At 67.3% G+C, this 26,899-nt stretch carries 24 protein-coding genes; 6 read left to right on the top strand and 18 right to left on the bottom strand.

Annotated elements, in window-relative coordinates; genetic code table 11:
• Positions 1-17 precede the first annotated feature (17 nt).
• Positions 18-1,457, top strand: a complete 1,440-nt coding sequence (locus AC5P5W_RS14130; protein ID WP_142234913.1) for a GGDEF domain-containing protein — start codon at positions 18-20, stop codon at positions 1,455-1,457.
• Here AC5P5W_RS14130 and AC5P5W_RS14125 read toward each other — a convergent pair.
• On the bottom strand, positions 1,454-3,280 hold the full coding sequence (locus tag AC5P5W_RS14125; protein ID WP_197574762.1) for a methyl-accepting chemotaxis protein: 1,827 nt from the start codon (positions 3,278-3,280) through the stop codon (positions 1,454-1,456). The genes AC5P5W_RS14130 and AC5P5W_RS14125 overlap by 4 nt on opposite strands.
• A 580-nt stretch (positions 3,281-3,860) precedes the next feature.
• Between AC5P5W_RS14125 and AC5P5W_RS14120 the strand changes: the two genes are divergently transcribed.
• The 3 genes from AC5P5W_RS14120 to AC5P5W_RS14110 all read left to right on the top strand — a co-directional run bounded on the left by AC5P5W_RS14120 (position 3,861) and on the right by AC5P5W_RS14110 (position 5,468).
• On the top strand, positions 3,861-4,949 hold the full coding sequence (locus AC5P5W_RS14120; protein WP_046431270.1) for a DUF5694 domain-containing protein: 1,089 nt from the start codon (positions 3,861-3,863) through the stop codon (positions 4,947-4,949).
• 62 nt (positions 4,950-5,011) lie between these two features.
• Entirely contained in the window at positions 5,012-5,302 is a 291-nt protein-coding gene (locus AC5P5W_RS14115) for a putative quinol monooxygenase (protein ID WP_046431272.1), read from the top strand.
• Between the two features lie 19 nt (positions 5,303-5,321).
• A complete protein-coding gene (locus tag AC5P5W_RS14110; protein ID WP_153643295.1) occupies positions 5,322-5,468 on the top strand; it encodes a hypothetical protein in 147 nt (48 codons plus the stop codon).
• Between the two features lie 140 nt (positions 5,469-5,608).
• Here AC5P5W_RS14110 and AC5P5W_RS14105 read toward each other — a convergent pair whose 3' ends face one another.
• From AC5P5W_RS14105 to ppsR, 14 genes are all read right to left on the bottom strand, one after another.
• A complete protein-coding gene (locus AC5P5W_RS14105) occupies positions 5,609-7,798 on the bottom strand; it encodes a PAS domain S-box protein (protein ID WP_014647539.1) in 2,190 nt (729 codons plus the stop codon).
• Positions 7,799-8,005: 207 nt separating this feature from the next.
• Positions 8,006-10,393 (bottom strand): Tex family protein, encoded by a 2,388-nt coding sequence (locus AC5P5W_RS14100; protein WP_014647540.1) that lies wholly within the window; start codon positions 10,391-10,393, stop codon positions 8,006-8,008.
• A 207-nt stretch (positions 10,394-10,600) separates the two neighbouring features.
• A complete protein-coding gene (locus AC5P5W_RS14095; protein WP_005410085.1) occupies positions 10,601-10,816 on the bottom strand; it encodes a hypothetical protein in 216 nt (71 codons plus the stop codon).
• Between the two features lie 829 nt (positions 10,817-11,645).
• Positions 11,646-12,098 carry a hypothetical protein gene (locus tag AC5P5W_RS14090; RefSeq protein WP_169412771.1) on the bottom strand — a complete coding sequence of 151 codons (453 nt, stop codon included), beginning with the start codon at positions 12,096-12,098 and terminating at the stop codon, positions 11,646-11,648.
• Positions 12,095-12,298 carry a PspC domain-containing protein gene (locus AC5P5W_RS14085; RefSeq protein WP_014647543.1) on the bottom strand — a complete coding sequence of 68 codons (204 nt, stop codon included), beginning with the start codon at positions 12,296-12,298 and terminating at the stop codon, positions 12,095-12,097. Before AC5P5W_RS14085 ends, AC5P5W_RS14090 begins: the two co-directional genes overlap by 4 nt.
• Positions 12,299-12,362: 64 nt before the next feature.
• The gene (locus AC5P5W_RS14080) at positions 12,363-12,731 is read right to left on the bottom strand and encodes a YfeK family protein (RefSeq protein ID WP_053495886.1); all 369 of its coding nucleotides are present in this window, start codon (positions 12,729-12,731) and stop codon (positions 12,363-12,365) included.
• A gap of 33 nt (positions 12,732-12,764) precedes the next feature.
• The gene (gene phaC / locus AC5P5W_RS14075) at positions 12,765-13,832 is read right to left on the bottom strand and encodes a class III poly(R)-hydroxyalkanoic acid synthase subunit PhaC (protein WP_046431281.1); all 1,068 of its coding nucleotides are present in this window, start codon (positions 13,830-13,832) and stop codon (positions 12,765-12,767) included.
• Complete coding sequence (gene phaE, locus AC5P5W_RS14070) at positions 13,829-14,908, bottom strand: class III poly(R)-hydroxyalkanoic acid synthase subunit PhaE (protein WP_197575569.1); 1,080 nt, start codon at positions 14,906-14,908, stop codon at positions 13,829-13,831. Before phaE ends, phaC begins: the two co-directional genes overlap by 4 nt.
• A 22-nt stretch (positions 14,909-14,930) precedes the next feature.
• A complete protein-coding gene (locus AC5P5W_RS14065; protein WP_014647547.1) occupies positions 14,931-15,545 on the bottom strand; it encodes a CDP-alcohol phosphatidyltransferase family protein in 615 nt (204 codons plus the stop codon).
• Positions 15,546-16,000: 455 nt separating this feature from the next.
• Positions 16,001-17,362 carry an MATE family efflux transporter gene (locus tag AC5P5W_RS14060; RefSeq protein ID WP_032956100.1) on the bottom strand — a complete coding sequence of 454 codons (1,362 nt, stop codon included), beginning with the start codon at positions 17,360-17,362 and terminating at the stop codon, positions 16,001-16,003.
• 118 nt (positions 17,363-17,480) lie between these two features.
• On the bottom strand, positions 17,481-18,098 hold the full coding sequence (locus AC5P5W_RS14055; RefSeq protein ID WP_032956104.1) for a DUF2239 family protein: 618 nt from the start codon (positions 18,096-18,098) through the stop codon (positions 17,481-17,483).
• Between the two features lie 124 nt (positions 18,099-18,222).
• Positions 18,223-18,711, bottom strand: a complete 489-nt coding sequence (locus AC5P5W_RS14050; protein ID WP_049441664.1) for an NUDIX hydrolase — start codon at positions 18,709-18,711, stop codon at positions 18,223-18,225.
• A gap of 41 nt (positions 18,712-18,752) precedes the next feature.
• Positions 18,753-19,262: a DUF1249 domain-containing protein gene (locus AC5P5W_RS14045; protein WP_032956108.1), complete on the bottom strand. Its 510-nt coding sequence runs from the start codon at positions 19,260-19,262 to the stop codon at positions 18,753-18,755.
• A 178-nt stretch (positions 19,263-19,440) separates the two neighbouring features.
• Positions 19,441-20,262 (bottom strand): posphoenolpyruvate synthetase regulatory kinase/phosphorylase PpsR, encoded by an 822-nt coding sequence (gene ppsR / locus AC5P5W_RS14040; RefSeq protein ID WP_014647552.1) that lies wholly within the window; start codon positions 20,260-20,262, stop codon positions 19,441-19,443.
• 144 nt (positions 20,263-20,406) lie between these two features.
• On the opposite strand from ppsR, the gene ppsA reads away from it, so the two are divergent.
• The gene (gene ppsA, locus AC5P5W_RS14035; RefSeq protein ID WP_014647553.1) at positions 20,407-22,785 is read left to right on the top strand and encodes a phosphoenolpyruvate synthase; all 2,379 of its coding nucleotides are present in this window, start codon (positions 20,407-20,409) and stop codon (positions 22,783-22,785) included.
• Positions 22,786-22,930: 145 nt separating this feature from the next.
• Positions 22,931-23,824 carry a mechanosensitive ion channel domain-containing protein gene (locus AC5P5W_RS14030; RefSeq protein WP_197575499.1) on the top strand — a complete coding sequence of 298 codons (894 nt, stop codon included), beginning with the start codon at positions 22,931-22,933 and terminating at the stop codon, positions 23,822-23,824.
• A 129-nt stretch (positions 23,825-23,953) separates the two neighbouring features.
• Here AC5P5W_RS14030 and AC5P5W_RS14025 read toward each other — a convergent pair whose 3' ends face one another.
• From AC5P5W_RS14025 to orn, 3 genes are all read right to left on the bottom strand, one after another.
• Positions 23,954-25,069 carry an N-ethylmaleimide reductase gene (locus AC5P5W_RS14025; protein WP_197576145.1) on the bottom strand — a complete coding sequence of 372 codons (1,116 nt, stop codon included), beginning with the start codon at positions 25,067-25,069 and terminating at the stop codon, positions 23,954-23,956.
• A 207-nt stretch (positions 25,070-25,276) separates the two neighbouring features.
• Complete coding sequence (locus AC5P5W_RS14020; protein ID WP_197574419.1) at positions 25,277-26,149, bottom strand: EcsC family protein; 873 nt, start codon at positions 26,147-26,149, stop codon at positions 25,277-25,279.
• Positions 26,150-26,319: 170 nt separating this feature from the next.
• The gene (gene orn / locus AC5P5W_RS14015; RefSeq protein WP_197574418.1) at positions 26,320-26,892 is read right to left on the bottom strand and encodes an oligoribonuclease; all 573 of its coding nucleotides are present in this window, start codon (positions 26,890-26,892) and stop codon (positions 26,320-26,322) included.
• Positions 26,893-26,899: the final 7 nt, after the last annotated feature.

Here is a 26,899-nt window from a genome sequence, read left to right as displayed (position 1 = left end):
TGGGGGCGGGGGAATGCATGACGTTGCGTGCGGCACTGTTTTTCATGGTCACGCACGCGCTCGTCATTGCCTTGATCGGCCCGCAGGACCCGGTTGGCTCCTACCTGATGCTGATCACCGCCCCCCTTCTGGCCGCTCTGGCCTGCGTGCGACGCGCGCGCGACAGCCAGGCGGCCTGCAAGTGGCGAACGCTGGGCGCTGCCGTCGGCCTGTTCTCGCTGGCCCTGCTGGCCCTGCTGTATCGCAATGCGGCCGGCCTCAGCCCTGCGCAGATGACCGCCTCGTCGCTGATCCTGTATGTGTTCTACCGGATTCCGCTGACCTACGTGGCCGCCAGCCCAGGCGGCGGCAACCGCTGTATCCGTGCGGTGGACCTGGCGGTCATCGCGCTGCTGTGGTTGCTGTACTTCGTGCATACGCGGGCGATGGCACACCTCAACACCGCATTGTGGACGCAATGCCTGCACACCCTGAGCAACGTGCAGAACAGCCTGGTGTTCTGCTTCGCGCTGATCCGCTTCCTGGCCGAGGACAATGCCGACCGCCGCGACTTCTTCCGCACGTTGACGATCTACGCGCTCGGCTACTTCCTGATGGCGCTCTACATCAATACCTGGCAGCCGCAGGTACCCGATGGTGGCTGGGGCGACCTGCTGATCAGCGGGCTGTTCGTGCTGCTGGCAGTGCTGGCCGGCAGCACGTACCGCCCACCGGCGGTGGCTGTGCCGCGCAACCTCCGCCGCATCGTCGATGCCGGCGTGCCGCTGATGCTGCCGTTGCTGCTGATGATGGTGGCGCTGCTGGTGGCACGCCTGCAGCCGACCCTGGCCACCGTGGGGTTCATCGGTGCCATGCTCGGCCATGCCCTGCGCAGCGTGCTCACCCAGGTGCAGATCCAGCGTGAGCGCGACGAGCTGGCGCTGCTGGCCCGGCGCGATCCGTTGACCGGGCTCGGCAACCGGCGCAACTTCGATGAAGCGCTCGGCAGCGCGCACGGCCGCGCCCGTCGCCAGGGCGTGGGGCTGGCGGTGCTGATGATCGATATCGACCACTTCAAGCGACTCAACGACACCTACGGGCATCCGGAAGGTGATCGCCGCCTGCAGGCGGTCGCCGCGATCCTCGACGGCTGCCTGCAACGCGGTGATGACCTGCTGGCCCGCTACGGCGGCGAGGAGTTCATCGCCGCCCTGCCCGCGCCCGACATCGGCCACGCCCTGGGCCTGGGCGAGCGCCTGCGCGCCGCCGTGGAAGCCGCCGCCCTGCCCGCCGCCCAGGCCCACGTGACCATCAGCATCGGCGTGGCCTGGCAGGCCGCGCATGATGAGGGTGACCCGCGCAGCCTGGTCGAGCGTGCCGACCAGGCCCTGTACCGGGCCAAGCATGCCGGCCGCAACTGCGTGCACGCCGCCCCGGCCGTCGAGGCCGGGGAACAACACGCCGACCGCCGCGCCTAGACCGCGCGCAGCACCGCCGCACCATGCATGTGCCCCGCCCCACCCTGCACGCGGAAGCTGGCCACCGTCTGCAGCAGCTGCGCCGACTGTTCTTCCATGCTGCGCGCCGCGGCCGAAGCTTCCTCGACCAGCGCGGCGTTCTGCTGGGTGCCCTGGTCGATCAGATCGACGGCATGGTTCATCTGCTGGATGTCGTCGCTCTGCTGCTGCGCGGCCGTGCTGATCTCGGACATCAGGTCGCTGACCCGGCGCACGTTGACCACGATCTCGTCCATGGTGCGGCCGGCGCTCTCAACCTGCGCGGTACCGGCACCGACATTGGCCACCGACGCATCGATCAGCTGCTTGATCTCCTTGGCGGCACTGGCCGAGCGCTGCGACAGTTCCCGGATCTCGGTGGCGACCACGGCGAAGCCACGCCCGTGTTCGCCCGCACGCGCGGCTTCCACCGCGGCGTTCAGGGCAAGGATGTTGGTCTGGAAGGCGATGCCGTCGATCACGCCGATGATGTCGACGATGCGGCGCGAGGACGCGTTGATCACCGCCATGGTTTCCACCACTTCGTGCACTACGTTACCGCCGCGCGCGGCGACATCGGCGGCACCACCAGCCAGCTGACTGGCCTGCCGTGCGTTGGTCGCGGTGCGCTGCACGGTCTCGGCCAGGCCCTTCATCGACACCGCGGTCTCTTCCAGCGACGCTGCCTGCTGCTCGGTGCGCTGCGACAGATCGCTGTTGCCCTGCGCGATCTCGGTGGCACCGACGGCGATGGTGTCAGCGGCGAACTTGATCTGGCCGATGATCGCGGCCATCGCCTCGACCAGCGAATTCACCCCTTCGCACAGCTCGGCGATCGGCCCGGTCTTGTCGGCGGTGGCCACGCGCCGGGTCAGGTCGCCCTCCTTGGCGGCCGCCACCACTTCACGGGTCTGCGCCACGGCACGCTGCATGGCCTGGTTCTCATGCACCTGCGCGGTGATGTCGGTGGCGTACTTGACCACCTTGAACGGCTTCCCGTTGAGGTCCAGGATCGGGTTGTAGGACGCCTGGATCCAGACCTCGCGTCCGCCCTTGCCGAGGCGCCGGTACTGACCGGCATCATATTCGCCACGGCCGAGCTTTTCCCAGAACTGCCGATACTCGGCACTGCTGCGATACTCAGGTTCGACGAACAGCGAGTGGTGCTGGCCACGCACATCATCCAGGCTGTAACCGGTGGCAGCCAGGAAGTTGTCGTTGGCCGACAGGATGCGGCCATCCATGCTGAACTCGATCACCGCCTGCGACTTGTCGATCGCCGCCAGCTGGCCGGCCGAGTCGGCCGCCTGCAGCTTCTGCGCAGTGATGTCAGTGGCGAACTTGACCACCTTGTACGGACGCCCCTGCCGGTCCAGCACCGGGTTGTACGAGGCCTGGATCCAGATCTCGCGCTGGTTCTTGCCAAAACGCCGGTACTGGCCCGCGTCATATTCGCCACGACCCAGCCGCGCCCAGAAGTCACGGTATCCGGCGCTGCGCGCCTGCTCGGGGTCGACGAACAGGGAATGATGCTTGCCCTGGATCTCCTCCAGCCGGTAACCCATCGCCTGCAGGAAGTTCTCGTTGGCCTGCAGGATGGTGCCATCGAGGGCGAACTCGATGACCGCCTGGACCCGGTGCAGCGCCGCGACCTGCGCCTCCAGCTCGGCACGGCCATCGGCCGCCGCCTCGACGCCGCTGCGGTGCTGCGGTGCCAGCGCGCCCAGCAGGGCGCGCCACGGCGACCAACGGGTATGCAGCTCGGCCGGCGCCTGCGCGCCCGCCGTAAAGCCTGGAATGAGCATTGTCTGATCCTCGGTGTCCGGTAAGCGGTTGCGACCCGACGGGCGGGATGCCCGGCGGCAACTTCAGTTGCTTGGGACTACAGGTACCGGCAGGCACCCCTCGAGCGGCTGGCAAGAACGTCTGGTGCGGGTGCGATCGGCATAGGGAGCGGCGGAACACACAGCGCGGGCCGCCCGTCGGGGGCAGCCTGGGGTCCTGCAGCGGGCGACTTGAGCGGGATCCAGAGGGAATATCGGCGATGCGATCGGTGGCTTTAGCCGGATTCCGCGACGTCCGTCGCATCTTCAGATGCTGCTGCAGGGATGCGGTAGACAATCGCGATGCACTTCACATTCTGCTCACGCGCGACAGGGGCACCTCCGAGCGGTTTCGCCAGGCGCCGGCTGGGCAGGTTCTGCTCGGCACCGGGTGTCGTCAGGGCATATGTCGCGCGTTGTCGCCGTCACTGGGCATAGCCTTGCCCGGCACGCGGATGCAGTTCAAGCGGAAAAGGTTTGCATGACCAACGGGAGATCCGGTGGTAGATGAAACTGGCCAGCATGCAGCGAACCGCAGGACGCTCACTGACACGGAGATCTCATGTTCCCACGCCTGGCCAGTTTCCTCATCCTGGGCCTGTGCAGCAGCGGCGCCTTCGCTGCCGACGCCACCTACCGCCCCAGCTTCCATCCCGACCAGCTGAAGGGCCCGCCTGCCGGGCGCCCGAACGAAGTGCTGGTACTGGGCACCCCCCACTTGTCCGGCCTGCCCAAGTCCTTCCAGACCGCCTTGCTTGAACCGTTGCTGCAGCGACTGGTCGCCTGGAAGCCCGAGCTGATCGCCACCGAAGACCTGTCAGGCCTGCAGTGCGATTTCATGCGTCGCTACCCGGCACGCTATGCGGAGAGCGTGGCCACCTACTGCTTCGACACCACCGCTGCGCAGGCTGCGACCGGACTGGACGTGCCTACGGCGAACACCCAGGCCGAGCACCTGCTTGCGACCTGGCCGGACGAGCCGACGCCCGCCCAGCGTCGTCGGCTCGCAGCATTGTTCCTGGCAGCGGGTGAACGCGGCTCGGCGCAGGTGCAGTGGCTGCGCCTGCCTGCGTCCGAGCGCAAAGGCGGTGATGGACTGACACCTGCCTTGGTCGAGATCCTCGAAAAAGGCCTGGTTCGCCGCAATGAAACCCACCTGATCGCCGCCGAGGTCGCCGCCCGCCTCGGGCAGGAACGCCTGTGGGCCGTGGACGACCACACGGCCGATTCGCCCACGCCCGCCGAGGATGAAGCGGCGGCCAGCGCGGCCATCACCGGTGCCTGGAACAATACGCACTCGCGCGCGCGGCGGGAGGCCGATGAACGCCTCGTGGCCGATCTGGACAAGCCCGGCGGTGTCATGGCGCTGTATCGGGACTACAACAGCCCGGCGGCGGCGATGGCCGCCTACCAGAGCGACTTCGGCGCGACGCTCGTCGAGCCGTCCTCCAAGGCGTTCGGCCGGATGTACGTCGGTTACTGGGAAACCCGCAACCTGCGCATGGTCGCCAACATCCGCGACGTGCTGAGCCAGCATCCTGGCAGACGCATGCTGGCCATCGTGGGTGCCTCGCACAAGGGCTACTACGAGGCCTACCTCAATCAGATGCATGACGTGCGGCTGGTCAGTGCGGACACGGTATTGCGTTGACGGGAACAGGTGCCGGCCATGCGCCGGCACTATCCTGCAAGACCCGATTCGCAGGTGCCGACATGCTGAAAGTGATCGCCGAGGATTTCATCCATCCCGATGCGGTGGACACCGTGCTTCCCCTGTACCGGGAGCTGGTGGCGTGCACGCTGCGCGAGCCGCGCTGCCTCGGCTATGAACTGTTCGTCGACCAGAAGGATCCGGGCCACTTCATCTTCATCGAGCTGTGGCCCGACCGCGCCGCGCTCGACCTGCACTGTGCCAGCGAACACTTCCAGCGCCTGGTGCCACAGATCAATGCCTTCCAGTGTGCGCCGTGCCGGTTCCTGCTGATGGATGCCGTACGGGTGTAGTGCCTGCAGCGGGATGCACATGATCGCTGCGGCCATGCCGCCACAGCAACAGGCAGGCCGCAACCGTGCAGGACAGGCTCAGGACCAGCAGCGCGACTGCACCTTGCTGCAACACGGGCAACAACGCCCGTGCGTGCAGGTCGCCGCGCAGCTGTTCGGCGCGTAGACAGGAGGCCAGCGCCAGGCACCAGCCGATCAGGGCCGGAATGAACTTGCGTACCGCAACCGGGTTCCAGGCATTCATGGAGGTTACCTGCGTGAGTGGAGTGCGCGCAGTATTCGCGCGCGTCCTCTCACAGGCTGAGATCAGTCCTCCGCGGCGTCGGGATCGTCACCCGGAAGCTGGGACAACTCGCCCTGCACCTGCACGTTGTTGCGCCCCATCGCCTTGGCCCGGTAGCACTGGGCATCGGCCGCAGCCACCGCCTGGTCCACGCTCATGCCGCCGGCCAGCGGCGCGATACCGATGCTGGCACCGATCCGCAGCCGGTCCTGGTCCCACGGAATGGACAGCGCGGCCAGGGTGTGCAGCAGCTCGCCCCCGATGCGGGCCGCACGCCGCGGCGTGCAACCGGACAGGATGACCGCGAATTCGTCGCCGCCCAACCGTGCCACCACGTCCGAATCGCGCACGCCATGGCGCAGCACGCTGGCCACCGCCCACAGCACGGCATCGCCGGCCAGATGGCCCCAGGTGTCGTTGACCGGCTTGAAGCGGTCCAGATCGATGTACATCAGCGAGGCGGCCTGGCCGGTGCGCTCCACGCGGGTGATCGCCTGCTGCAGGTGCACCTCGAAACCGCGGCGGTTGCTCAGTTCGGTGAGCGGATCGATCTCGGCCAGGTGGCGGGCTTCGCGCTGGCGTGCCCGCTGCTGGGTGTCGTCGCGCAGCACCCACACCGCGCCGCGCACGTGGCCTTCGTCATCGCGCAGCCAGGCGCGGGTCAGGTCCACCGGCACCGTTGCCGTGCCCAGGCGCAGCAGCAGGTCGGCGTGCAGGTCCACCGCGTTGCTCTCCGGGTCCAGCAGCACCGTCACATCCAGTACCGAGCCGGGCGCGTACTCGGTGGTCAGCGCCAGCACGTCCTGCACCTTGTGCCCGGCCAGCGACAAGGCGCCATCACCGGCCAGGGTGCGCACCGCAGCAGCGTTGGCGTAGTCGATGCGGCCATCAAGGCTGACGCTGAGCACCAGGTCGGCCACCGCATCCAGCGTGATTCGGCTGCGTTGTTCACTCTCGAACAGGCGCTGCTCGCTGCTGCGCTGGGCGGTAATGTCCTGGATCTGCGACACGAAATGCAGCGGTTCGCCATGCTCGTTGCGCACCAGCGACACCGACAGCCGCGCCCAGATGATGCGGCCGTCGCGGTCGAGGTAGCGCTTTTCCAGGTGATAGTGGCTGCGTCGCCCGGCCAACAGGTCCTGTACCAGGGCCAGGTCGGTCTGCAGGTCATCGGGATGGGTCAGGCGCTGGAAATCGACCTGCAGCAGCTCTTCTCGCGGGTAGCCCAGTATCCGGCACAGCGCGTCGTTGACATCCAGCCAGCGTCCTTCCAGCGACACCAGTGCCATGCCCAGTGCGGCGGAGGTGAACGCGCCAGCGAACTTCTCTGCCGAAAGTCGTGCTTCGGCGCGTGCCTGCAGGATCTCGGTAATGTCGATGGCCATGCCGACGTAGCCGATGCGCGTTCCATCGGCACTCTCCATGCGGCTGATCGACAGGCGTACCTGGCGTGACTGGCCATCCTTGCGCAGCAGCGTCCACTGCCGCGAGTAGGTCTGCCCGTCGGCACGCGCGCTCAGCGCCTCGAACACGCCGGGAAGATTGCCATCAGCATCAGCCAGCGGCTGCAACCACGCTTTCAGTTCGGCTGGATCGTGGAAGGCGTCGAGCCGGCGCTGGCCGACCACCTCCGCCGCGCTGTAGCCCAGCAGGCGCTCCGCCCCCGTGTTGAACAGGGTGATGGTGCCATCGGTATCGGTGGCGATCACCGCCACCTCATCGGACGCATCGACCACGGCCTGCAGGCGTTGCCGGGTCTCGGCCGCGTCCTGCCTTGCCTGCTGCAGCTCGGTGACATCGGCATGGGCACCGGCCATCCACAGCGGCTTGCCCTGCCCGTCCCATTCAAAGACCCGGCCACGGTCCTGGATCCAGATCCACTGGCCGTTCCTGTGGCGCATGCGCAGCAGGCAGGCGTAGTTGTCGCTGCGCCCTTCGAAATGGTCGTCCAGCGCTGCATCGGACAGCGCAATGTCATCGGGATGGACCAGCTTCAGGAACGTCTTCTGGCAGATCGGTTCCAGCTCATCCAGGCGATAACCGACAATCTCGGCCCAGCGCGCATTGACCCGCATCTCGCCGGTCTGCACGTTCCATTCCCAGGTACCCGCAGCGGTACCGTCGATGATCATCGCCAGCCGGCGACGCTCTTCAGCCAACGCCTGCAGGCGGCGCTCCAGCAGTCCATTGCCGTGGGTGCCCTGGCCCGGCATCACTCCGGTCCCCTGCCGGCACGGGCAGGCGCCGACCGCAGCGAAGCACTGCGGCCTGCAACGAAGACGGCGGGTCGTGCTGGCGTCATGGTCCTCCCCAGCGACAGCGGGGAGGCCAAACGCCCCCCTCAGGCGCAAGTGTGCGCAATCACGGGGAAAACCGACAAGCCCCCCGCCCCGGATCAACCGTGACGGGGGGCACGATCCTCAGCTGCGCTTGGCCCGGGCAAAGGCTTCGGCCAGGGCATTGTTGGCCGGCGGCGCAGACTGGGCCGGACGGCCGCCAGCGCCCTGGCCGCGGTTCGGTCCACGGTTCTGGCCGCCAGCGTCACGGCGCGGCCCTTGGCCCTGGCCCCGCTCATCGCGCTGGCCCGGGCGGCTGGTGGCCTGGCCCGGGGTATCGTCCAGGCGCCGGGTCAGGGCGATGCGCTTGCGCGCCACGTCCACCTCCAGCACCTTCACCTTGACGATGTCACCGGCCTTGACCACGTCGCGCGGGTCCTTCACGAAGGTATCGGAGAGCGCCGAGATGTGGATCAGGCCGTCCTGGTGCACGCCGATATCGACAAAGGCCCCGAAGGCGGCCACGTTGCTGACCACGCCCTCCAGCACCATGCCCTCGCGCAGGTCCTTGATGTCCTCGACGCCCTCGGCGAAGCGCGCCGCCTTGAACTCCGGGCGCGGGTCGCGGCCCGGCTTTTCCAGTTCCTTCAGGATGTCGCGCACGGTCGGGACGCCAAAGGTGTCGTCGGTGAACTGTTCTGCCTTCAGGCCACGCAGGAAGCTGCCGTCACCGATCAGCGCCTTGATCGGGCGCGCGGTGCTGGCCACGATGCGCTCAACCACCGGATAGGCTTCGGGGTGTACCGCCGAGGCGTCCAGCGGCTGGTCGCCATCGGCGATGCGCAGGAAGCCGGCGCACTGCTCGAAGGTCTTCTCGCCCAGGCGCGCGACCTTCAGCAGGTCCTTGCGGCGCTTGAACGGGCCGTTGTCGTCGCGATGGCGCACGATGTTCTCGGCCACCGTGGCCGACAGGCCGGACACCCGGGACAGCAGCGCGGCCGAGGCGGTGTTGACATACACGCCGACCGCGTTCACGCAGTCCTCCACGCGCGCGTCCAGCGCCCGCGCCAGGCGGTACTGGTCCACGTCGTGCTGGTACTGGCCGACACCGATCGCCTTGGGTTCGATCTTGACCAGTTCGGCCAGCGGGTCCTGCAGGCGACGAGCGATCGATACCGCGCCACGCAGCGACACGTCCAGCCCCGGGAACTCCTTGGCCGCGAACTCGGAGGCCGAGTACACCGAGGCGCCCGCCTCGCTGACCACGACCTTCTGCAGCTTCGGGTTGGCGGCAGCCTTGATCGCTTCGCCGGCCAGCTTGTCGGTTTCGCGGCTGGCGGTGCCATTGCCGATCGCGATCAGCTCCACGTTGTGCTTGGCGCACAGCTGCTTGATCGTCTGCACCGACTGGTCCCACTGGCGACGTGGCTCATGCGGGTAGATGGTGTCGGTGGCGACCAGCTTGCCTGTGGCATCGACCACGGCGATCTTGCAGCCGGTACGGATGCCAGGGTCCAGGCCCAGCACAGTCTTCGGGCCGGCCGGTGCGGCCAGCAGCAGGTCCTTCAGGTTGTCGCCGAACACCGCGATGGCTTCGGCTTCGGCCTTTTCGCGGGCCTGGTTGAACAGGTCCAGCAGAAGATGGGTGTGCAGCTTGGCGCGCCAGGTCAGGCGGCAGGCATCCAGCAGCCAGCGGTCGGCGGCACGCCCCCGGTCGGCGATGCCGGCCTTGCGTGCCACCCGACCCTCGGCGTACTGGTGGCCCGCTTCGGCATCGCTGCCCGGGTCCAGTTCCAGGAACAGGATCTCTTCGCGGCGCGCGCGGAACAGCGCCAGCAACCGGTGCGAGGGAATCTTCGCCAGAGATTCGGCATGTTCGAAATAGTCGCGGTACTTGGCGCCTTCGGTTTCCTTGCCCTCGGCCACGCGGGCACGGATCACGCCGGTCTCGCCCAGCCAGGTGCGCAGCTCGCCAACCAACGCGGCATCTTCGCCCCAGCGCTCCATCAGGATCGCGCGGGCGCCTTCCAGCGCGGCCTTGGTGTCGGCCACACCCTTGTCGGTATCGACGAAGGTGGCCGCGAACGTCTGCGGGTCCTGCGTCGGATCGGCCAGCAGGCCATCGGCCAGCGGCTCCAGACCGGCCTCGCGGGCGATCTGGGCGCGGGTACGTCGCTTGGGCTTGTAAGGCAGGTACAGGTCTTCCAGCCGGCTCTTGGTATCGGCGGCCAGGATGTCATTGCGCAGCTCGTCGCTGAGCTTGCCCTGCTCGCCGATGCTGGCCAGCACCGCCGCACGGCGGTCCTCCAGCTCGCGCAGGTAGGTCAGCCGGGTTTCCAGGTTGCGCAGCTGGGTGTCGTCCAGGCCACCGGTCACTTCCTTGCGGTAGCGCGCGATGAACGGAACGCTGGCGCCCTCGTCGAGCAGGCCGACGGCGGCGCGTACCTGGGCGGACTGGGCACCGATCTCGTCGGCGATGGTCTGGGCGATCTGCTGGGCGAGCGCGCTCTGGGCGTTCTTGGCGTCGTGCATTGCTTCAGGTCTGAGCCGCGTTACGGGAAGACCCCATTCTGGCAACCGACGACGGAGCCGGACAAGGCATTGACAGGGGACGAGGTACAGCGGCGTAGCCGGAGTGGACGCCGGCATCCTGGCAAAGAGCGGGCCCGGACTGGCCCGGGGCTGGGATGCCGGCGCGGGCGCGCGATGGTGGGCGCGCCCTGCCGCGTGTTGCGAAGGTCAGCGGTAGTGGCGGGCAGCGCGCTGCATGACGATCTCGTCACGCATGCCTTCCAGGGCCATCAGGCGGACCTTGCCGACACCCTGCAGTTCCATGAACCGCTCCGTGTAGAACTCCGGCCCCAGCGCGGTGTCGGCGCGGGATTTGCTGAAGCCGTAGGGCACCACGCCCTTCTCGCCATCCTTGCTACCACCGACATAAAGAACGATTGCCATGTGATGTATTCCTCCAAATTGCTACTGCGTACTGCACTCGATGAGCGATGCTGCGAGCTCATCGGGGGAGAGCTTACCGCGTCGAACCTGACTGGAACGTCACGAAGGCTAATGACGATCGGTTGCATGCAGATGACTGCGGGATCGCAGCAGAATGCTTACGGATCCTTAACTTCCGGCTAACGAATCCGTTGGGGATTCCCGCCAACGGCGCAGCCCCTCGTGGGTGGTCGTGTAACGCGTTTGATGTGATTGGGCCGGGCGAGGTGGGTGCGCGGGACACGCCGTGAACCCGTCCCTGGGGGCTCGATGGCGCCATCCATGGCGCCAACGGTCCCGCGCACCCACCCCGCCCGACCCCCGACAGTTTTCGGGCACGTCCAGCCACGGAAAAGAAAAAAGAAGACCAAAAGCAAAAGCGGAATGGCCGGCTCGCTTCTTGTAGAGCCGAGCCCACGCTCGGCTGCTTTCCGGCCAGTCCGCGAAGCCGAGCGCAGGCTCGGCTCTACACGAGCAAGCGCAGCGCGCGACCCGCTTCTGCTGTTCTTTATCTCTTCCGTGGCTGGACGCGCACGGAATCTGTCAGCGGCCGGGTGTGTGGGGGTGGCGGGGTATCCGCGGCATGGGTCGGGCGCATGCGCCCGACGGGTTGGGCAGGACGCCCAACCCCGGTCTTGCCGTGTGCGCAGGACAGCGCACACGTGCAAGCCGCGGCCAAGCCCCCATGGATGGGGTCACGGCGTCCGCGCTGGCCCCAGCCACCCGGCCAGCCCCCAGGAAGCAGGCATTCCGCGCCCAAGCCACGAGGGGCTGTGCCGTTGGCTGGAAACTACGGCCACCAGCCGTGCCCGAACCGGGCGAAATGATCGGCCGCCCGCTCGAACGGATTGCGCGCACTCACCCCGCCACACAGCAGGTACACCGGCAGGTACAGCGGCCCCAGCACCATGTACTGGTAGACATGCGCACGCTCATGGTCGTCCAGCCGGATCAGCGGCTCCACGCCCCACCCCGCCTGATGCGCGTAGGTCCGGCAGGAAATGCCAAGATCGTGGCCCGTGTGCAGGATCACATTGCCCAAGGTGATCGCCCCACCCGGCCCCCACGGCCAACGGTCGAACACCAGCGCGCAGTCACGCCCGCTCCAGCGCAATGTCGCGCCGCCGAGCATGCCGGCCAACCCACCCATCAGGCCGATCAGGGTGTTGGGCAGGGTCCACACCGCGCCCAGCACCTGCAGCGCGCGCAGCCAGATCGGCCAAGGCCGGGAGGCGGTGTTCAATCGGCCTCGTTCGGCATCAGCAGCCACAGGATCAGGTAGACCAGGATGCCGGGGAAGGCCGCCGAGGCCAGCGACAGCAGCACGTAGACCACCCGCAGGAGGGTGGCATTCCAGCCGAAGCGATGGGCAATGCCACCCATCACGCCGGCGATCATGCGGTCGTTCAATGAACGCGACAGTGTCTTGGGCGTGGTGTTCATGGCGGCGGCTCCGGGCAACGGACAGGGCAGTCGAGCGTGGCTCGACTCTACACTCTGCCCATGTCTACGGCGTGCGGTGACGCAGCGCCTGCAGGCGCGCACCGAACCAGGCGGCTGCGGTCTGTTCAGGCTGCCCCGGGCACTGGATGCGATAGGGTTTGCCGCTCATGCTGCTCTGGCTGGCGGCGCGCTCGATGAACTGCTCGGCGCTGTCCACCATGTCCTTCTTCAGCAGATAGTCGTACTTGCGCTGCAGATGCGCGCGCGCATCGCCGCCGTCGTACCAGCTGCCATTGCGCTGGAACCGGCACTGGGAGCCGTCCAGGCTGGCGATCAACTGGGCGATCTCCCGCCGTGCATCCGCACTGGGTGCGGCCTGGGCAAGGGGCGCTGCCAGCAGTACCGCAAGAATCAACAAAATCCGGTACGTCATCATCCCTCCAAGTCAGTCGAGCAGGGCTCGACTCTACAGGTCGCGCGCCTTCAGCCAACCATCGATCGTGGCCGGCACTTCGCGCTGCGCGCGCCCGGACACGTAGATGCCGATATGGCCACCGCGGAAGCTGGACTCGGTGTAGTCGTCCGTGCCCAGGCGCCCGCGCATCGCGCGCGAGGCGTCCGGCGGCACCAGATGATCCTGCTCGGCGTAGATGTTCAGCACCGGCAGCGTCACCTGCGACAGGTCCACTGCTTCCTCGCCGATCCTTACCGTGCCCTTCATCAGGCCATTGGCCTGGTAGAACTGCTTGATGAAATCGCGGAACGCCTCGCCCGCCAGGTCCGGCGAATCGAAGATCCACTTCTCCATGCGCAGGAAGTCCTCCAGCGCCGCCTTGTCATCGAGGATGTCGAGCAGGCCGACGTACTTCTGCACGTTCAGGCGGAACGGCTTGAGCATCAGGTAGCTGGCGTTCATCAGGTCGGCCGGGATGTTGCCCAGCGTATCGACCAGCAGGTCCACGTCCACCTGCCGCGCCCAGTGCGAGAGCATGTTGTCGGCGGTCTGGAAATCGACCGGGGTGACCATGGTGATCAGCTTGCCCAGCTTCTGTTGGCGCAACGCTGCGTAGCAGAGTGCGAACACGCCGCCTTGGCAGATGCCGAGCAGGTCGACCGGGCCACCACTGCGCACGCGCAGCGCATCGACCGCTCCGTCGATGTAGCGCAGCAGGTAGTCCTCCAGGGTCTGGAAGCGTTCGGACCGGTCCGGGTAGCCCCAGTCCAGCACGTACACGTCCTGGCCCAGCGCCAGCAGCTTCTGCACCAGCGAACGGTCGGCCTGCAGGTCGACCATGTACGGCCGGTTGACCAGCGCGTAGACGATCAGCAGCGGCGTGCGCCGGGTCGGCGCCTGCTCACCGACGAAGCGATACAGCACCACCTTGCCGTCGCGCCAGACTTCCTCGCGCGCGGTCACGCCATAGTCCACGTCTTCCACCTGCGGCAGCAGCTTCAGCCCTTCCATCAGCTTGCGCTGCATGGCCAGGCTCTCCTGCATCAGGTCATCGGCGTTGAAGCCCAATGGTCCCTTCATCGGTCACGCGCCCGAGCGGAAGCGCGAGGTGCGGCCTTCTTCGCAGATGTCTTCTTTGCAGATGTCCTCTTCGCAGGCGCCTTCTTTGCCGGCGCGGCCTTCTTCGCGGCCTTGCGCGCAGTTGGCTTCACCTTCGCCGGCGCCGGCTGCGCCACCGGATCGACCTCAGCGGTTCCAGCCAGCACAGCCACCTGCGCCTGCAGGCGGCGCAGGCTGCGCTCCAGCTCGGCGATGCGGCGGTGTGCGGCATCCATCTCGCTCCGGGTCGGCAGGCCGATCCGTTCACTCATCTGTTCCACCTCCCGCTGCAGGCCGGCGCGCAGGCGCATCTGCGCGTTGCCCAGCGAGGCGTACACCTGCTGGAACGGTTCGGACATGGCGACCTTGGCGTAGGCCTCCTCGGCAACTTCGATCCACAGGTCGAACATCGCGCGGGCGCTGGTCAGCTGGCTGCCGGGCTGTTCGTGCTCGGCCAGGCGCTGCTCGAACAGCGCAAAGGCTTCGTCCAGTGCCTGCTTGATCTGATCGACATAGGCGCGCGAATGCTGCTGGTATTCCTCCTGCGCACGCAGCAGGGCCTGCCAGCGCGCCTGGTGCTCGCGGCCGGGGCCGAATGCCGGGCTCTGCAGCCACGGGCCCGCCTGCAGCTGGAGCTGCTGCAGCCAGGCGGCGAATTCGGGTACCGCGGCGCCGGCGTGCGTGCTGCCACGGGCGCCCTGCAGCATCCACTGGAGCATGCCGTCGCCCTGCCCCTGCACCGCCTCGCGCCAGGCCTGGGCCACATCGGCACTGCTGGCGTCGCGGCCCGCAAACCGTGCGGCGACCTCCTGCATGGTGCCGTACCAGCTGCCCGCCTGTTCGCGGAACCGGCGCACGGCATCTTCCGGCGCGCCCTGCGCCTGCTCGGGCAACAGCTGGCCCCACCAGTCGAACAACCGCTGCCAACTGCCGGGATCGTCACCGGCGGGTGCGCCGGGCGTGCTCGCATGGCGCAGGGCATCGCCCCAGGCGCCGAAATACTGCCGGGCCAGGGTTTCGAAATCGCTGCTGCCGGTGTCGTGGGCCGAGCTGGTCATCGCAGGCCTCCGCAGGGCTGGCTCATGGCTTGGGAATACGCAAGGTCTTGCTGATCATCAGCGACCCGGACAGGGCGAACAACAGCACCATCGGGTGCAGCTGCCACGGGCCGATCTGCCACTGGCCGAACCAGATGTTCTGGCCGATGGCATCGGTGCCGGCGGCAATCGCCAGTACGATCACCAGCACCAGGCTGGTCGGGATCGGGGTGCCCTCGAAATACGTGACCTTGCCCTCGTCGCCGGCGAGCGCCTCGGCAGTGACGTTGTAGCGTGCCAGGCGGCTGACGCCGCAGCAGACGAAGTAGCTCAGCACCAGCCAGTCCCATCCGCCCTGCATGCCGCAGGCATAGGCCAGCGCCGCCGGCGCCACGCCGAAGGAGATCACGTCGGACAGCGAGTCCAGCTCGCGGCCCAGGGTGGAGCTGGACTTGCGCCAGCGCGCGATGCGCCCGTCGAGGGCGTCGAAGATGAAGGCCAGCGGGATCAGCGCCATGCCGAACAGCAGATAGCCGCGCTCGCCGTCCTGCAGGAAGCGCATCGCGGCAAAGACCGCACCGGTGCCGCAGAAAGCATTGGCCAGGGTGAACCAGTCGGCCAGCTGGAATTCGCGCAGCATCGAGAAGTGACGTTTCATGGGGTCTCACGGAGCATCAAGGCCCACAGGTTACCGCGAGCGCCGCCGCTGGCGACAGCGCTGGCTCAGCCGATCCTTCACCGCCCCCTCACCCGTCGTCACCGGCGGTGAATTTTTCGCCACCCATCTTGACAGCCTAGGGGGGTGGCGCCTGTAGGGGCTTATCCACAAAGTTGCCCACGCGTAATCCACACCCCCTGTGGACAACCAGATCTCACCGACTGCGACGGTGGACATTTCCTCATCACTCTTCCGCGGGGTTTCCCTACTTCCCAAGCCGCAGAGTCGGCGCTATGGTCACCGGCGGGCCCGCCGCCGCCGCGTCCGATTCCTGGTGACGGGCGGCGATGATGCCGGATGCTTCCACCTGCCGCTGGCGCAGCGGCCCTGAAGTGGTAGAGCCGGCCGCTGGCCGGCTGCCCCGACCGTTCCGCGTTGCCGGCCAGCGGCCGGCACTACCCAGCCTGCACCCGCCGCCAGCGCTCGAAACAGAACACCTGCATCACCAGCATCGCCAGCAACCCCAGCGGCCACGCCCACCACACGCCGGCCAGCCCGTGCTGCGCCTGCATCCACATCGCCAGCGGCAGCTCCAGCAGCAATACCGCCGCCATGCCCAGCAGCGCTGGCCGCCATACCGTGCCACTGCCGCGCATCACTCCTACCAGCACGGTGCTGCCGCCCATCGCCAGCACGCCCCATGCCACCGTGCGCAACTGCAGCGTCGCCAGTTCACGCGCTTCGGCAGCCACCAGGATCAGGCCGGTCAGCCAGGGCGCAAGCGCCATCACCAGCAGCACCACTGCACTCAGCATCGCCAGTCCAAGCAGCACGCCGGTGCGGGCGATGGCCGGCAGCCGTGCCGTACGCCCTGCACCCATCGCATGCGCCGCGAGGATGGTGGCGGTAATGCCCAGCGACATCGCCGGCAGCTGCACCCAGCTCATCAACTGGTTGACCGCACCGTAGGCGGCCGTGGCCGTGTAGCCGTAGCGGTTGATCCAGCCCAGCAATACGATCTCGGCAATGGCCAGGCTGAGCATCTGCAGCGAAGACGGTACGCCGATGCGCAGCATCGCGCGGATGAGCGCGCCATCGAAACGGATGGCACGCAACTGCTCGCGCCGTGGCGCCAGGGGATGTCCTACCCGATGCCAGCGCCACAGCAACCAGCCCAGGGCCAACAATGAGGCAAACGCCGCCGATACAGCCGCACTGGCCGACCCCAGCCGCGGCAGGCCGGTCCAGCCCAGGATCAGCAGCGGCGTGCACAGCAGGCCGACCACCGTGGCCAGCAGCAGCGCCTGCAGCGGCGTCTTTGCATCGCCCACTGCGCGGCTCACGGCAGTGGCCAGCCACAGCAGGAAGAACACCGGAGCCGCCAGCAACAGCACGCGCGCGTACACGATGGACTCGCCGAGGATCGCTGCCGGCGTGCCCAGTGCCGCCAGCAGCTGTGGCGCGAAACCGCCGCCCAAGGCCATCACCAGCACCGACAACAGCAGGATCAGCGCCACCGCGCTGCCGGCCACCGCGCGCGCCTGTTGCGGGCGGCCCGCGCCCCAGGCCTGGCCGATCAGCACCATCGCGCCCGTGGCCAGGCCCATCACCAGGGCCAGCAGCAGGAAAAAGACCGGGAAGAACGCCGCGGCCGCAGCCACCGCCTGTGTGCCAAGCAGGTGGCCGAGATAGATGTTGTCCAGCGTGCCTGCGGCCAGCTGCAACGCATTGGTCAGCAGCATCGGCAGCAGCAGCGTCAGGTAGGTGCGCCACAGCGGGGGTGCTGCCGGAGGTGTCGGATGTACAGGGGGGCTCATGGGATTCTCTGGGCAAGGCGCCGCCCTGCCCGGCGTTTCCGCCAGCAAAGCAAGCACAGGGGAAGCGGGCCGCGGCCCGCGATCAGATGACGCCGTCGCTCAGCAACGGCGCGATGGCTCAGCCGTCAGCGTCTTCGAACGCCAGGCGCAGGGCGTGGTCGCGCACATCCCTGGGCCAGGAATGCAGCGCCGCTTCCAGGCCCGCGCGGTCATGCGCGAACAGCACCCGAATGGCCTCCTCGAAGCCCGGCAGGTCACCGGCGATGGCCTGCAGGAAGTGATAGGTACGCTCGCTGTGGCGGCGCTGCCGGTCCTCGTCGGCACCGGCACGGCTGGCCGCTTCCACCAGCCTGCGCAGCACCACCGAGGCCCCACCCGGCTGTTCGGCCAACCACGCCCAATGCCGCGGCAGCAGCGTCACTTCGCGGGCGACCACGCCCAGTCGGGGGCGGCCACGGCCACGCGGGGTTGCGGGCGCCTCTCCGGTAGTGACGTCGGCATCCGCCTCCACGGCGGAGGGAAACGCTTCGGTCACCCGCGCCAGCAGCTCTGTGTCGCTGCCGCGCGTGTCGAAATCGCGGGTTCGCCCGCTGGCGTTGTCGAACACCAGCAGCGGACCGGCTGCGTTGTCGGCACGCAGCTGTTTCAACGCCAGCGCTGCCACTTCCGGGGTACCGGAAGCGACCAGGCGATGGCCGTCGAAACAGCTGAAGGGAGGAAGTCGGGACACAGGCATGGCAATGGCATCAGAGGCGATGCGCGAATATTGCCCGGGTAATTTCACCGAGTCAATATTATCCGGGTATTAATTTGCCAGAAGAGCGTGCCAACCAAGGTTGGCACCCACCCGATTCGTCACCTCACAGCCGGCTGTAGGACCAACTGACCATGCGGCCGTCCTTGTACGGCATCACGCCGTGGAACGGGCGCGGGTCGGCGTCGAACACCAGCGGCAGGAAGTTGCGGTCGCCCTCCCACATCGGCAGCGTGTCCAGCTTGTCCAGGTCCACCCACTCCAGCGTGCCCTCGTGGTTGCCGCCGTGCGGGGTGCCTTCGAAAGTATCGATGACGAACACGAAGCCCAGCCAGTCTTCACCGTGCTTGCCGAAGCCCGGCCAGCTGAGGGTGCCGCGCAGGCGCATGCCGGTGCAGTCGATGCCGGCTTCCTCGGCGATCTCGCGACGCATGCTGGATGCCACGTCCTCGTCCGCTTCGATCTTGCCGCCCAGCCCGTTGTACTTGCCCAGGTGGTGGTCACCCGGACGGGTGTTGCGGTGGATCATCAGCACCTGGCGACGATCAGGCGACAGCACGTAGCCCAGGGTGGCGACGATCGGGGTGTACGGCATGGGCGGCATCCAGCGGCAGGTCAGCCGTGGATTATGGCCGATCAGCGCACCAGCGACAGGCGGCGCTCGGCGGGTGTGCCTGCGCCATCGGGATCGCGGCGCAGGGTGGCCACGCCGTGGCCGCGCTCAGCCAGGTATTCCAGCCACTTGCCGAGGAAGGTGTTCATCCGCATGCGGTGGCTGATCAGCTCGGCCGGCGGCGGGTACAGGCCCATCGTGTCCTGCCAGCGGCGGCCGACGTAGCAATGGGTGGTCTCGGCCTGGCGTGCGTCACGGTAAAGGCGCACATACGCCGAGGGATCCGGCTCACCGGTGACCGGGTCGGCCAGGTCGTAGGTCAGGCGCAGTTCCACCGTGTAGCGGTGGCACTCGATCACGTCCAGGCGTACGTCCAGGCCGTCGCCGATCGAGGAAATGTAGCTGCCCGCCACCAATCCGGCCGGTTCGAACAGGCGCACCAGATGGCGGTAGTTCTCCGCGTACAGGCCCATGAGCCAGCTCAACCGGCTCAGGCGGGGAATACGTTCGGTGCGGGGCGAGGCTTGGGCCATGGGTCGATCCTACACGTTGGTGCTTCAACGTGGGGGCGCCTCAAGCCACAGCCAACCCGACAACGACGATCCCCGTGTAGAGCCGAGCCCATGCTCGGCTGCTGTTCGGGAAGAACCCGGCGGCCCAGCCGAGCGTGGGCTCGGCTCTACAGGGCGAAGTGCGGCGCGCCGGAACGGATCAATACAGCTCGCGCTGCAGCCCCAGCGTGGCCAGCACCTTGCTGGAAATCTCCTCGATCGAGGTATGCGTGGTGCTCAGGGTCGGGATCCGCTCCATGCGGAACATGGTCTCGGCCGCAGCCACCTCGCGCTTGCAGGTCTCCAGGTTGGCGTAGCGCGAGTTCGGACGGCGCTCCTGGCGGATCTGCTGCAGCCGGTCCGGATCGATGGTCAGGCCGAACAGCTTGCGCCGGTAATTGCGCAGTCGCGGCGGCAGGCGATCGCTTTCCAGGTCTTCGTCGGTCAGCGGGTAGTTGGCCGCGCGTACCCCGTAATGCAGGGCCAGGTAGATGCAGGTCGGCGTCTTGCCCGCGCGCGACACCGCCACCAGGATCACGTCGGCATCGTCGTAGTTCACCGCGATGCCGTCGTCATGGGTCAGGGCGAAGTTCATCGCGTTGATGCGACGGTGGTAGGTATCGAAATCGACCATGCCGTGGGCCTGGCCGACCCGGGCCAGGCGCGGGCTGGCCAGTTCACGCTCCAGCGGCTCGATGAACGGCGCGAACACATCCAGCATCAGCGCCCCGCTGTCGGCCAGGATCAGGCTCAGGCTCTGGTCCACGCAGGAGTTCACCACGATCGGCCGGACCTGGTAGCGCTCCCCTGCCGCCTGGATCCGGGCACAGGCTTCACGCGCTTTTTCGGGGTCGTCGACAAACGACATGCGGTCGGTAATGAAGCTGAACCCGGAGAACTGGGTCAGCAGGCTATGCCCAATGGTTTCAGCGGTGATACCGGTTCCATCGGAAACGTAGAACACCGGACGGATGGTCGACATGCGCGCTTTTACCCCCTACGAAGCTTAAAAAGGCCGCCAGCACAAGCTTGTGCCGACGGTGCTCTGCCCGGCATCATATCGGCTTCTTCCTACGGACGCGGCCACTCAGCCCGCCTCGGGCGATGGCCAAACGGAGCATCGCGCTTGAACGAGAACATCCTGTGGTTGCACGAACTGCGTCTGGCCGATCTGGCCCGCGTAGGCGGCAAGAATTCGTCGCTGGGCGAGATGATCGGCAACCTAGCCGGTCTGGGCGTTTCGGTGCCGGGCGGTTATGCCACCACCGCTGAAGCCTTCAAGGACTTCATTGCGCACAACGATCTGTCCAAGCGCATCTTCGACAGGCTGGCCACGCTGGACGTCGAGGACGTCAACGCGCTGACCGCCGCCGGCAAGGAAATCCGCAGCTGGGTGATCGATGCGCCGCTGCAGCCGCAGCTGGACCAGGACATCCGCACCGCTTACGCCAAGCTGAGCGCCGACAACGGCGGCGGCGATGTGGCCGTGGCCGTGCGTTCCTCGGCCACCGCCGAGGATCTGCCGGATGCCTCCTTCGCCGGCCAGCAGGAAACCTTCCTCAACGTCACCGGTGCCGACGACGTCGTGCACAAGGTCAAGGAAGTGTTCGCCTCGCTGTACAACGACCGCGCCATCGCCTACCGCGTGCACCACGGGTTCAAGCATGAGGATGTGTTCCTGTCCGCCGGCGTGCAGCTGATGGTGCGTTCGGGCGTCGGTTCGTCCGGCGTGCTGTTCACCTTGGACACCGAGTCCGGCTTCCGCGACGTGGTGTTCGTCACCTCTTCGTTCGGCCTTGGCGAAATGGTCGTGCAGGGCGCGGTCAATCCCGACGAGTACTACGTCTACAAGCCCACCCTGCAGGCCGGCAAGCCGGCGATCCTGCGCCGCTCGCTCGGCAGCAAGGCGATCCGCATGGTGTATTCCGATGTTCCGGGTGAGCGCGTCAGGATCGAGGACACCCCGGCCGAGCTGCGCAACACCTTCTCGATCAGCGACGAGGACGTGCAGGAACTGTCCAAGCAGGCGCTGGTCATCGAAAAGCACTACGGCCGCCCGATGGACATCGAGTGGGCCAAGGACGGTGTCAGCGGCAAGCTGTTCATCGTGCAGGCGCGCCCGGAAACGGTGAAGTCGCGCAGCCACGCCACCCAGATCGAGCGCTTCGCGCTGACCGAGAAGGGCGGCAACGTGCTGGCCGAAGGCCGCGCCGTCGGCGCCAAGATCGGCTCGGGCGTGGCCCGCGTGGTGAAGACGCTGGACGACATGAACCGCGTGCAGCCGGGCGACGTACTGATCGCCGACATGACCGATCCCGATTGGGAACCGGTGATGAAGCGCGCTTCGGCCATCGTCACCAACCGTGGCGGCCGTACCTGCCACGCCGCGATCATCGCGCGCGAGCTGGGCGTGCCGGCCGTGGTCGGTTCGGGCAACGCCACCAAGGTGATCGAAGATGGCCAGCTGGTCACCGTCAGCTGCGCTGAAGGTGATACCGGCTTCATCTACGAAGGAAAGCTCGGCTTCGAGCGCACCACCACCGATCTGGGCAACATGCCGCCGGCACCGCTGAAGATCATGATGAACGTGGCCAACCCGGAACGTGCCTTCGACTTCGGCCAGCTGCCGAACGCCGGCATCGGCCTGGCCCGCCTGGAAATGATCATCGCCAGCCACATTGGCATCCACCCGAACGCGCTGCTGGAATACGACCGCCAGGATGCGGCGACCAAGAAGAAGATCGACGAGAAGATCGCCGGCTACGGTGATCCTGTCAGCTTCTACGTGGACCGCCTGGCCGAAGGCATCGCCACGCTCACCGCCTCGGTTGCACCGAACCCGGTGATCGTGCGCCTGTCGGACTTCAAGTCCAACGAGTACGCCAACCTGATCGGCGGCAGCAACTACGAGCCGCACGAAGAAAACCCGATGATCGGCTTCCGCGGCGCCAGCCGTTACGTCGACCCGAGCTTCTCGGCCGCCTTCGCGCTGGAGTGCAAGGCCGTGCTGCGCGTGCGCAACGAAATGGGCCTGGACAACCTGTGGGTCATGATTCCGTTCGTGCGCACCCTGGAAGAAGGCCGCAAGGTCGTCGAGGTGCTGGAACAGAACGGCCTGAAGCAGGGCGAGAACGGCCTGAAGATCATCATGATGTGCGAAGTGCCGTCCAACGCACTGCTCGCCGATGAGTTCCTGGAGATCTTCGACGGCTTCTCGATCGGCTCCAACGACCTGACCCAGCTCAGCCTGGGCCTGGACCGCGACTCGTCGATCGTCGCGCACCTGTTCGACGAACGGAACCCGGCAGTGAAGAAGCTGCTGTCGATGGCGATCAAGGCCGCACGCGCCAAGGGCAAGTACGTTGGCATCTGCGGCCAGGGCCCGTCCGATCACCCGGATCTGGCCGAATGGCTGATGCAGGAAGGCATCGAGTCGGTGTCGCTGAACCCGGACACCGTGGTCGATACCTGGCTGCGCCTGGCCAAGCTGAAGGCCAACGGCTGATGCCGTGATGGGCTGACGTCGCTTTCATCGACGTCCGCCCATACTGCTGCTGCACGCAAGCCCCGCCTCTGCGGGGCTTGCTGTTTCTGGCGTCCACGCACGCCCTGCCCCACGCAGACATCGCTACGCAGCAAAGGACTTCCGCATGATCGCCGCCGCACCTCCCGCCCCCGCCGCAACGCCCTGGTTCCACTCGCTCAACTGGCAGCGCCTGCTGGAAACCTACGGTGTGCCGTTACTGGCCGCCATCGTAGTGCTGCTGGTGGGCCTGTGGGTGGCGCGTCGCCTGTCCAATGCGATGCCGCGCGCCACAGCGCGCATGGGCGTGGACCCGATGCTGGGCAGCTTCCTGCGCAACGTGGTGTACGCCGCATCGCTGGTGATCGTGGTGGTGCTGGCCATCGGCACGCTGGGCGTGCAGATCACTCCGCTGCTGGCCGTGCTCGGCACCGCCGGCCTGGCCGTCGGCCTTGCCCTGAAGGATTCGCTGTCCAACATCGCCTCGGGCGTGATGCTGGTGACGCTGCGGCCGTTCCGCGTGGGCGATGTGGTCACCGTGGCCGGACAGACCGGCACGGTGCGCGAAGTGCGCATCTTCCAGACCGTCATCACCGGTGCCGACAACCAGCACACCACCATTCCGAACACGCTGATCACCGCCGCACCGATCATCAACCTCACCGCCGAGCCGACCCGCCGCGTCGAACTGGTGATCGGCATCGGCTACGAAGACAACATCCAGCTGGCACGCGACACCGCGCTGGCGCTGATGAAGGCCGACCCGCGCGTGCTGCAGACGCCGGCACCGGACGTGGTGGTGTACGAGTTGGGTGCGCACGCGATCAACCTCGGCATCCGTTGCTACGTGAAGTCGGCCGACTGGTTCGGCACCAAGGTCACGCTGCTGGAGCAGCTGAAGCTGGGCTTTGACAAGGCCGGCATCAACATCCCGTACCCGCAGCAGGACATGCACCTGTACCTGCATGGAAAGGATGGCGCTGTGGTCGAGGCCGATGCGCTGGTGCGCGACAAGCCCTGATCCATGCCGGTAGTGCCGACCAACGGTCGGCACCCACCCATCGGCGATACGACATTGAAATGCCGGCCAGCGGCCGGCACTACCCCTCGCCCACTGATAGTGCCGGCCGCTGGCCGGCCGCGCCCAGGATCAGGCCGCGACGCTCTCTTCCAGCGTCGGATAATCGGTGAAGCCCGCCGCGCCACCGCCAAAGAATGTCGCACGATCCGGCGGATTCAGTTCCGCACCCAGGCGCAGGCGCTCAGGCAGATCCGGGTTGGCGATGAACGGGCGACCGAAGCCGATCAGGTCGGCCCAGCCTTCAGCCAGTGCCTGCTCGGCACGTTCGGCGGTGTACTTGCCGGCATAGATCAGCGTACCCGGGTAGACCATGCGCAGCGCCTCCTTGAACGCCACCGGCATCAGCGGTGCATCATCCCAGTCGGCCTCGGCGATGTGCAGGTAACCGACGCCGAGCTCACCCAACAGGTGGGCTGCCGCCAGATAGGTCGCCTGCGGCGTATCGTCCACCGCGCCCTGCAACGTGGTCAGTGGCGCCAGGCGCACGCCGACGCGATCACCACCGGCCACCGCAACCACCGCCTGCACCACCTCGCGCAGGAACCGCAGGCGGTTCTGCAACGCGCCGCCATAGCCGTCGGTGCGCTGGTTGGCCTGCGAGTCGATGAACTGGTTGATCAGGTAGCCATTGGCACCGTGCAACTCCACGCCATCGAAGCCTGCGTCCAGCGCGTTGCGTGCCGCCTGGGCGTAGTCGGCGACGATGCCCGGAATCTCGTCTTCGCGCAGCGCGCGCGGCATCGAATGCTGGATCATTTCGCCCACACCCGCTTCCGGGCCTGCACCCGTCGGGTCGACAAACACCTTCACGCCTTCGGCCAGCAACGCCGACGACGACACCGGTGCGGCGCCACCGGGCTGCAGGGCCACGTGCGAGACCCGGCCCACGTGCCACAGCTGGGCGTAGATGCGACCGCCAGCGGCGTGCACGGCATCGGTCACCCGGCGCCAGCCCTGCACCTGTTCCGGGCTGTGGATGCCCGGGGTCCAGGCATAACCCTGGCCCTGCGGGCTGATCTGGGTACCTTCGCTGACGATCAGGCCGGCGCTGGCGCGCTGCGCGTAATAGGCGGTCATTTCGGCAGTGGGCACGTTGCCGGCCGACGAGCGCGAGCGGGTCATCGGCGGCATCACGATGCGATTGGGCAGGGTCAAGGCGCCCAAGCGGTGGGGAGTGAACAACATGGCGGCGATCTCTTGCGGGGGGAGTGCCGCCAAGAATGGGGATGGCGCCCGCCAGGCAACAGGCACGCACTGGCAAAACAGTTGTTCCCCCAAGGCAAGGATGACCGGCCGGGGGGCAGAGCCCCTTCCTGGAGAACGGGATCCGACCCCGCGCGCAACCGGGGTCGGATCCCTTTGCAACGCAAAGGGCTCCGACCCCGAAGCCGGTTACAGCGTGGGCTCGATCAGCACGCCGCCATGCGCCACGCGGTCATAGCAGGTGCGCACCACATCTTCCCCATACTTCAACTCCAGCCGGCGCACGATGAAGTGACCACGCGCCATGTCCTGGTAGTAGTCGGTGAACATGGTGTTCAGTGTTGCACCGACGGCGGCACCGACGATCGGCACCGCCTGCGCAGCGAATTTCTCGGTAACCACCACGCCGAAGCGCGCCGCCACCTTTTCCACCATCTTCGCCAGCAGCTTGCCAGCTTCCTTTGGCGCCACGCCCAGGGTCAGGTCGCGGCCGGTCACCACGCGCCCGGCCAGCTCGGCCGACAGGTGGCGCATCACATCCGTGGTGAAGCCGCGGGCCAGGTAGTAGCCGGTCTCGCTGGCATCATCGCGCGGCGAGTTGCCGCCCAACGCGAACACCTCCAGGCACGCCTGGCGGGTGCTGAACTCGGACAGGTCGAAGCCCTCGCTGCGGGCCACGTCGGCCACCGCACGCATCATGATGGTGGTCGACACCGGCAGCTCGATGAACAAGGCCGCGAAGCCGAAGGCCCCACCGACCGCGCCCGAGGTGGCCGCCGCCAGTTTGTGCCAGCGGGTGGACGCCCCCTTGCCGGGGGTGTTGTCCATGCTCCACAGCGCGGCCTGTGCCGATTTGCTCAGCGCCGCCTGCACGGCGCCGTGGATGCGGTTGGAGACCGAGCTGGGCAGCGCCTTCACCGCGAACTCCAGCGGCGTGCCGACCAGGTTGGCCATGCGCGCGGTCAGGGTCGGCGCTTCCAGCAGGGCCACCGCGCGCTGCAGGTCGGACCAGTCGCGGGCGTCATGGGCGATGTCGCGGGGGAGCAGGATCGGCTCGTTCATGGCGCCGATCTTAGCGCCAGGAAGTTGAACGGTTCGTCGCGGGGTACGACAGAGGGGTCAGAGCCCTTTCCGCAGGAAAGGGATCCGACCCCGGCGCCTTGCCGGCCAGCGGCCGGCACTACCCGTTGGCGTGTCATCCGATAGCGCCGGGCCATGCCCGGCGTCGTTGTTCAGGCAACCGGCAGCCCCGACAGCGCTCCCATGAACTGGCGGTAGTGGCGCAGCTCAGCGATCGAATCGTGCACGTCGCTCAGCGCAGTGTGGTTGCTGTTCTTGCCGACGCCGGCGGCCACGCTCGGCGCCCAGCGCTTGGCCAGTTCCTTCACCGTAGACACGTCCAGGTTGCGGTAGTGGAAGTACTTCTCCAGTCGCGGCATCTGGCGGTGCAGGAAGCGGCGATCCTGGCAGATCGAATTGCCGCACATCGGCGACAGGCCGGCCGGGATCCACTGCGCCAGGAAGTTCACCGTCTGCGCCTCGGCCTGGCCCAGGGTGGTGGTGCTGTCCACGACGCGCTGCCACAGGCCAGAGCGGCGGTGCTGGTTGCGGTTCCACTCGTCCATCGCTTCCAGCGTTTGCAGCGGATGGTGGATGGCGAATTCCGGCCCTTCGGCCAGCACGTTGAGCTGGGCATCGGTGACCACGGTGGCGATCTCGATGATCGAATCGTTGTCGGTATCCAACCCGGTCATTTCCAGGTCGATCCAGATCAGTCGCTCGTTGGCCGCGCCGTTGTCCGCCATGTGTCGC

Source organism: Stenotrophomonas sp. YJH_SMC_123 (assembly GCF_059368215.1).
The sequence above is the reverse complement of the archived record's forward strand: the minus strand, read 5'-3'. Positions and strand labels throughout refer to the sequence as shown.

Excerpts from the sequence above, each read along its gene's own strand:
- AC5P5W_RS14130 (WP_142234913.1), top strand. The coding sequence starts at position 18 with ATGACGTTGCGTGCGGCACTGTTTTTCATGGTCACGCACGCGCTCGTC.
- AC5P5W_RS14125 (WP_197574762.1), bottom strand. The coding sequence starts at position 3,280 with ATGCTCATTCCAGGCTTTACGGCGGGCGCGCAGGCGCCGGCCGAGCTG.
- AC5P5W_RS14120 (WP_046431270.1), top strand. The coding sequence starts at position 3,861 with ATGTTCCCACGCCTGGCCAGTTTCCTCATCCTGGGCCTGTGCAGCAGC.
- AC5P5W_RS14115 (WP_046431272.1), top strand. The coding sequence starts at position 5,012 with ATGCTGAAAGTGATCGCCGAGGATTTCATCCATCCCGATGCGGTGGAC.
- AC5P5W_RS14110 (WP_153643295.1), top strand. The coding sequence starts at position 5,322 with ATGATCGCTGCGGCCATGCCGCCACAGCAACAGGCAGGCCGCAACCGT.
- AC5P5W_RS14105 (WP_014647539.1), bottom strand. The coding sequence starts at position 7,798 with ATGCCGGGCCAGGGCACCCACGGCAATGGACTGCTGGAGCGCCGCCTG.
- AC5P5W_RS14100 (WP_014647540.1), bottom strand. The coding sequence starts at position 10,393 with ATGCACGACGCCAAGAACGCCCAGAGCGCGCTCGCCCAGCAGATCGCC.
- AC5P5W_RS14095 (WP_005410085.1), bottom strand. The coding sequence starts at position 10,816 with ATGGCAATCGTTCTTTATGTCGGTGGTAGCAAGGATGGCGAGAAGGGC.
- AC5P5W_RS14085 (WP_014647543.1), bottom strand. The coding sequence starts at position 12,298 with ATGAACACCACGCCCAAGACACTGTCGCGTTCATTGAACGACCGCATG.
- AC5P5W_RS14080 (WP_053495886.1), bottom strand. The coding sequence starts at position 12,731 with ATGACGTACCGGATTTTGTTGATTCTTGCGGTACTGCTGGCAGCGCCC.
- phaC (WP_046431281.1), bottom strand. The coding sequence starts at position 13,832 with ATGAAGGGACCATTGGGCTTCAACGCCGATGACCTGATGCAGGAGAGC.
- phaE (WP_197575569.1), bottom strand. The coding sequence starts at position 14,908 with ATGACCAGCTCGGCCCACGACACCGGCAGCAGCGATTTCGAAACCCTG.
- AC5P5W_RS14065 (WP_014647547.1), bottom strand. The coding sequence starts at position 15,545 with ATGAAACGTCACTTCTCGATGCTGCGCGAATTCCAGCTGGCCGACTGG.
- AC5P5W_RS14060 (WP_032956100.1), bottom strand. The coding sequence starts at position 17,362 with ATGAGCCCCCCTGTACATCCGACACCTCCGGCAGCACCCCCGCTGTGG.
- AC5P5W_RS14055 (WP_032956104.1), bottom strand. The coding sequence starts at position 18,098 with ATGCCTGTGTCCCGACTTCCTCCCTTCAGCTGTTTCGACGGCCATCGC.
- AC5P5W_RS14050 (WP_049441664.1), bottom strand. The coding sequence starts at position 18,711 with ATGCCGTACACCCCGATCGTCGCCACCCTGGGCTACGTGCTGTCGCCT.
- AC5P5W_RS14045 (WP_032956108.1), bottom strand. The coding sequence starts at position 19,262 with ATGGCCCAAGCCTCGCCCCGCACCGAACGTATTCCCCGCCTGAGCCGG.
- ppsR (WP_014647552.1), bottom strand. The coding sequence starts at position 20,262 with ATGTCGACCATCCGTCCGGTGTTCTACGTTTCCGATGGAACCGGTATC.
- AC5P5W_RS14030 (WP_197575499.1), top strand. The coding sequence starts at position 22,931 with ATGATCGCCGCCGCACCTCCCGCCCCCGCCGCAACGCCCTGGTTCCAC.
- AC5P5W_RS14025 (WP_197576145.1), bottom strand. The coding sequence starts at position 25,069 with ATGTTGTTCACTCCCCACCGCTTGGGCGCCTTGACCCTGCCCAATCGC.
- AC5P5W_RS14020 (WP_197574419.1), bottom strand. The coding sequence starts at position 26,149 with ATGAACGAGCCGATCCTGCTCCCCCGCGACATCGCCCATGACGCCCGC.
- orn (WP_197574418.1), bottom strand. The coding sequence starts at position 26,892 with ATGGCGGACAACGGCGCGGCCAACGAGCGACTGATCTGGATCGACCTG.